General features: G+C 39.0%; 3 protein-coding genes and 1 pseudogene. All 4 read left to right on the top strand.

Features of this window, described 5'->3' with window-relative positions:
- Positions 1–603: pseudogene (locus ACR2F7_RS14915) on the top strand (ABC transporter); the annotation flags it as partial.
- Between the two features lie 57 nt (positions 604–660).
- Positions 661–1,596, top strand: a complete 936-nt coding sequence (locus ACR2F7_RS14910; RefSeq protein WP_432714341.1) for an ABC transporter ATP-binding protein — start codon at positions 661–663, stop codon at positions 1,594–1,596.
- Positions 1,597–1,605: 9 nt separating this feature from the next.
- Complete coding sequence (locus ACR2F7_RS14905) at positions 1,606–3,867, top strand: Gldg family protein (protein WP_432714340.1); 2,262 nt, start codon at positions 1,606–1,608, stop codon at positions 3,865–3,867.
- A gap of 10 nt (positions 3,868–3,877) precedes the next feature.
- On the top strand, positions 3,878–6,280 hold a 2,403-nt coding region (locus tag ACR2F7_RS14900; RefSeq protein WP_432714339.1), incomplete at its 3' end, for a M16 family metallopeptidase.

Genomic DNA, 6,280 nt, shown 5'->3' with positions numbered 1-6,280 from the left:
TATATGCAAGGCATGTTATTACAGCAAAGTAAAGATTTAGAGGTAGATTTAATACAATCAAAATTTACGTCAGCAGCAAAATCTCTAGGTTTTAACTATCCACAAAAAACAATCATCAGCATGCCTAATACCATGGGCATTGAATATAAAGCGGTGACTGGTTTTACTTATACTCCGCTATTGGTGTCTGATAAAAATTATGCCTGGATCAAAACTGGCGTATTTGACATCGCGGCTCAAAAAATAACTTTCAATGCAGCAACAGATCAAAAAACAGAGGTTACTGTAGCCCTTGCTTTATCGCGCAAAATTGCTGGTAAAGAGCAAAAAATAATGGTGACCGGAGATGCCGATTTCATGAGCAATTCAGAACTGGGAAGGTTTAATGTAACTACCAAAAATGAAGAATTTACCACCACTTTATTTAAATGGTTCAGTAATAACCAATATCCTATTGACACTACCAGACCAGCATCGATTGACAATAAAATCACCATTTCAAGAGACAGTATTTCATGGCTAAAAATCATCTTTCTGGGCCTTTTACCAGGATCCCTTGCTTTAGCCGGCGCCTATACATTAATCAGCAGAAAAAGAAACTAATTTAAAAATACTTACAGCGGAAACACCGCTAATTTTTTATAAAAGACACACAGCATTATGAAGCAAAGCATAGCTAAAATACAGCACCTATCACACCGTTACAGCAGAGACTGGGCCATTAAAGATATCAGTTTTGAAATTACAGAAAAAGGCATCTTAGGTCTCCTGGGCTCCAATGGAGCGGGTAAATCTACAACCATGAACATTCTTTGTGGGGTAATTAACCAAACTGAAGGCGATGTGTTTATTGATGGCATCAACGTTAGGACAAACCCTGTTGAGGCGAAAAAATTAATAGGTTTCTTGCCACAAAAAGCACCTTTACACCTCGAGCTTACGGTAGATGAATACCTTACTCACTGTGCACACATGCGTTCTATTCCAGCAAATGAAATTGCAGAAGCTTTAGCAATTGCAAAGGCCAAATGTGGTATTACACATTTCAGCAAAAGGGTATTGAGCAATTTATCTGGTGGTTACCAACAACGTGTTGGTATTGCACAGGCCATTATTCACAACCCTAAATTGGTGGTGCTTGATGAGCCAACAAATGGTTTAGACCCTAACCAAATTACCGAGGTAAGGAAATTAATTAAAGAAATTGCACAAGACCGCTCGGTTATTCTATCTACACACATATTATCTGAAGTACAGGCCACTTGTGATAACATCATTATGGTTGAGCATGGTGTAATTGTGTTTGCAGATACCATGCATGCTTTCAATAATTACATAGAACCTAACTCCTTAATTTTAGCATTAGACACGATGGTACCTATGGCAGAATTAGAAGCCATCAACGGTGTAACCAAAGCAGAACACATTCACAGCAATCAAATCAGGATACACTTTAACACAGGTCCTGCTATCACCAAGACCATCATCCAAACCTGCGCTTTAAAAGGCTGGTCCCTTTCAGAGATCTACCTGGAGAAAAGCTCATTAGATGGCATTTTTGCTCAATTGTCAAAGAAAACCGTAAACAACAACTAAACCAAGAAAATGCAAAAGATCATAAGGATCGCGCGATTAGAACTTAGTATCCTCTTTTATTCGCCTATAGCCTGGTTAGTATTGGTCATTTTCACCATACAAGCCGGCATTACTTTTACAGACCAACTTTTTACCCAGGAGACATCCCAGCAATTAGAGCGCCCTTTATCGGTATTAACCAAAGTGCTATTTGCTGGAGACAACGGCATGCTAAAAAGCATACAAGACAATTTATATTTATACATCCCCTTGTTAACTATGGGTTTAATGAGCCGCGAAACCAGCAGTGGCTCTATTAAACTATTGTTATCATCGCCTGTTACGGTTACAGAAATTGTAATGGGTAAATTTTTATCCATGATGGCTTATGCCTTCATTCTGGTATTGATTATGCTTGGCTTTACTTTAGCCGCCAATTTATCTATTGAAGCTTTAGACATCAAATTTGTGATTGGTGGTATCTTTGGGCTCTACCTTTTAATTTGTGCTTACACGGCCATAGGTTTATTTATGTCAAGCTTAACCTCTTACCAGGTTGTAGCGGCCATCAGTACCCTTGCTGTACTTGCCGCTTTAAACTTTATTGGTGAGGTTGGCCAAACGATAGACTTCGTGAGAGATTTAACCTATTGGTTCTCTATGTTGGGCAGAACAGATAAAATGGTGAATGGCTTAATAACCAGTAAAGATGTGATTTACTTTTTGCTTGTTATAGCTTTATTCCTGGTACTGACCATTATGAAACTAAATTCAGGCAGACAGACCCGCACTTTAGGTTCAAAAATAATGCGTTACAGTTCATTGGTAGTGTTAATGATTATATTAGGTTATGTAACTTCATTACCTGCGCTGACAGGGTATTATGATACCACCCGTTTTAAAGACAGAACATTAACAGAGGCCAGTCAGGAATTAGTGAAACGCTTTGATGGTCCTGTATCCCTTGCTTCTTATGCCAATGTAAATCACTACACAGCAGGGTATGGTGCACCGGCAAACCGCATTTCAGACATCAGCCGCTTTGAGCAGTACCAACGCTTTATGCCAGGATTAAAAATGGATTATGTATCTTATTACGATAAAGCATATGAATCCAACGAAAGTTCTTCAACCTTAAAACAGAAAGCGAAGAAAAGTGCTGATGCATTGAATTTTAAATTTGCTGATTTACTGACACCAAAACAGATCAAAGAGAAAGTTGATTTAACAGGTGAAGAAGGCAGGTTTGTAAGAATGTTCAGTTATAAGGGAAAGTCAACCGCACTCCGCATGTTTGATGACATGTTTGTTTATCCGGGAGAGCCTGAAATTTCTGCAGCACTAAAGAGATTGCTTGATGGCCCGGCAAAAGTAGGCTTTTTAACAGGTAACGAAGAGCGCAGTACCGAAGAAAATGGTAACAAGGCTTACAAAATGATTACTAAGGGAGTAAGTATCCGTGGATCATTGATTAACCAGGGATTTGATATCATCAATCTTGATTTGTCGAAGGTCAAAGCTATTCCAGATAGCCTTTGTACGCTTGTATTGGCAGATCCTACTGTTGCTTTTACCCCTGAACAATTAAATGTCATTACTGCTTATTTAGATAAAGGTGGAAACATGATGATTGCCGGAGAGCCTGGTCGTCAGCATTTATTAAACCCTTTATTAGCGAAGTTAGGTATTGCTTTATTGCCAGGAACTTTAATTGAAGAAAGCGAAAACTTTGAACCTAACCTGTTGCAGGTAAAGTTTACAAAGGCAGCAGAAGATTATAAGTTTTCATTCTACGATGGTGCAGTGATGGCATTTGTGGGTACTGCAGGTTTAACCTATACAAACGACGGTCCTTACAAAAAGGCGGTTATTGCGGTAAGTAATGGAGCAAGAGGCTGGAATAAATTAGATAATTTCGATCCTAACGACAAAATTGTATTTAACCCGGCGAAGGAAAGTAAAGCAGCCTACCCTGTTGCACTTGCCGTAACAAGAAACGTTGCGAATAAAGAACAGAAGATTTTGGTAATCGGTGATACAGATTTTATGAGCAATGTAGAATTGACCAGGAACAACTTAAATACGGTCAATACCTTATTTACAATCAAAATGTTCAGGTGGTTTAGCGATGGTATTTACCCTGTTTCTACCCCTAGACCTAAGGCTACTGACACTAAAATATTAGTAAGCAGGACGCAAATAAATTATCAAAAGGCACTATTTCTAGGTGTCATCCCACTATTAATCAGCATTTTTGGCGGAATGACTTTAATCCGTAGAAAAAGAAAATAAGAATCACAATATGACTAAATCGAATAAAATTGCTCATTTGATGTTCCTAGCGGCTTCGCTGGCTTTTACTGCCCAAGCGCAAACATTAAGTAAAGTACAGGCAGTCAATGAAACACTCCAGCTTGAAGCTGGAGTGAGGACTGGCAAATTGCCAAATGGTTTTACTTATTACATCAGAAAAAATGTAGAGCCTAAAAACAGGGGTATTTTTTACCTGGCCAACAAAATAGGTTCTATTCTGGAAACAGATGAGGAACGCGGACTGGCGCATTTTGTAGAGCACATGAGCTTTAAGGGTACGCAGCATTTCCCTAAAAATAAGATGATCGATTACCTGCAAAGTGTAGGTGTACGTTTTGGAGCAGATTTAAATGCTTATACCAGTTTCGATGAAACTGTTTATCAGTTGCCTATCGCTACGGATAATCCGGAGGTAGTTAAAAACGGACTACAGATTTTGCGCGACTGGGCAGGTGCTGCACTCATGGATTCTCTAGAAATGGAGCCTGAACGTGGCGTGATTCTGGAAGAAAAAAGACTGAGAAAAAGTGCTGAAGAACGCATGCGCGAAAAGTACTGGCCAGTGTTGTTAAACAACTCCAGGTATGTGGATCGCTTACCGATAGGGACTGAACAAGTTTTGACTAAAGCGAGTTTAACTACGCTTAAAAACTTTTACACCCGTTGGTACCGTCCGGATCTACAGGCGCTGATTGCGGTTGGTGATTTTGATCCTGCGGGGATTGAAAAAATGATCATTGAAAAATTCTCTGATGCAAAAGCTCCAAAGAACAAAGCAGAAAGAGTTGATTATAAGGTAGAACTGACTGGCAAAAACCAGTTCGTTAAGGTATCTGATCCTGAATATACTTCAAGAGTTATCCAGATCATGGTTAAACATCCTTCTACAACTGTTAAAACCAGGAAAGATGTGATGGATAACCTTATTGTGGGCATCTACAATCAATTAATCGGCGCAAGGTTTAGTGAAATTGGCAAACAGGCTAATCCCCCTTATTTACAAGGTGGAAGCAGCATCGGCGAATTTTTTAAAGGGATAGATGTAGCCTCCATTGTGGTTGCTGCCCGACCAAATGAATGGGAAAAAGGATTTAAAGCCGTTTATTCTGAACTGGAAAGAGTGAAACGCTTTGGCTTTACCCAAAGTGAACTGGACAGGGTAAAAACTGAAGTTTTAAATTACCAGGAATCTACCTACAAAGAGAGAGATAAAACCCGTTCTGATGCTTATGTAAAGGCCTACCTACAACATTTCTTAAAAGGTGAAGCAAGCCCTGGAAAGGAATACTTTTACAAGTTTTACATGGACGAGGTGAAAAATGTAACCTTAGCTGATATGAATAACCTGGTGAAAAGGTATTATATAGATGTAAACCGTGATATCATGGTGATGGGTCCTGAAAACGAAAAAAGCAGTATTCCTGATGAAGCAAACATCTTAAAGTGGATAGCAGAGGTTAAAAAAACCGATCTTACCGCTTATGACGACAAGATTTCAAATGTTCCATTATTAGAGACTTTACCAAAAGAAGGCAGCATTGTTAAAGAGAAAAAGATCAAGTCTATTGATGTTACTGAGTTGACTTTAAGCAATGGTGTAAAGGTAATTTTAAAACCAACCACCTTTAAAAATGACCAGGTAAGTTTTTCTGCCTTTAGTCCCGGTGGTAGTTCTTTATACAAAGACGAAGATTACCAGTCTGCAGTTAATGCGCCTGGTTTAATAACCAGCAGTGGTCTTGGTGCTTTTGATGCCAAACAGTTACCGAAAATGCTTTCAGGAAAACTGGTGGGGGTATCCCCTTACCTATCTGAGCGCTATGAAGGTTTTAAAGGAAGCACAACGCCTAAAGACTTTGAAACAGCCTTGCAAATGCTGTATTTATACTTTACCCAACCAAAAGCTGATGCACAGATCTTTGAAGGTTTAGTAAAGAACTACAAAAGCAGTTTGTTGAACAATGAAAATGTACCGGGACAAGTATTTTCAGATACAGCAAATGCTGTTTTAGGGAACTATAATGTTCGTCGTACAGGCCCAAGCTTAGAGAAAGCCAACCAGATCTCCTATGATAAAGCCTATGCCATCTATAAGGAGCGTTTTGCTGATGCCTCAGACTTTACTTTTGTCTTCACTGGTAATTTCACTGACAGCACAATTCGTCCTTTATTAAAGCGTTATATCGCCTCTTTACCATCTATCAATAGAAAAGAAACCTGGAAAGATCTTGGCATCAGAACTCCAAAAGGAGTAATCCGTAAAGATGTTTATAAAGGCACAGAAGATAAAGCAACAGTGCAATTGGTATTGAGTGGTGACTATAAATATGAAGAGAAACGAAACCTGGCTATGGATGCCTTAGAGGAAATGTTAAACTTCAGGTTATTAGAG

The sequence above is a fragment of the Pedobacter sp. genome (assembly GCF_045628745.1).
GTDB lineage: Bacteria > Bacteroidota > Bacteroidia > Sphingobacteriales > Sphingobacteriaceae > Pedobacter.
This window is presented reverse-complemented; position numbering and strand designations above follow the sequence as displayed.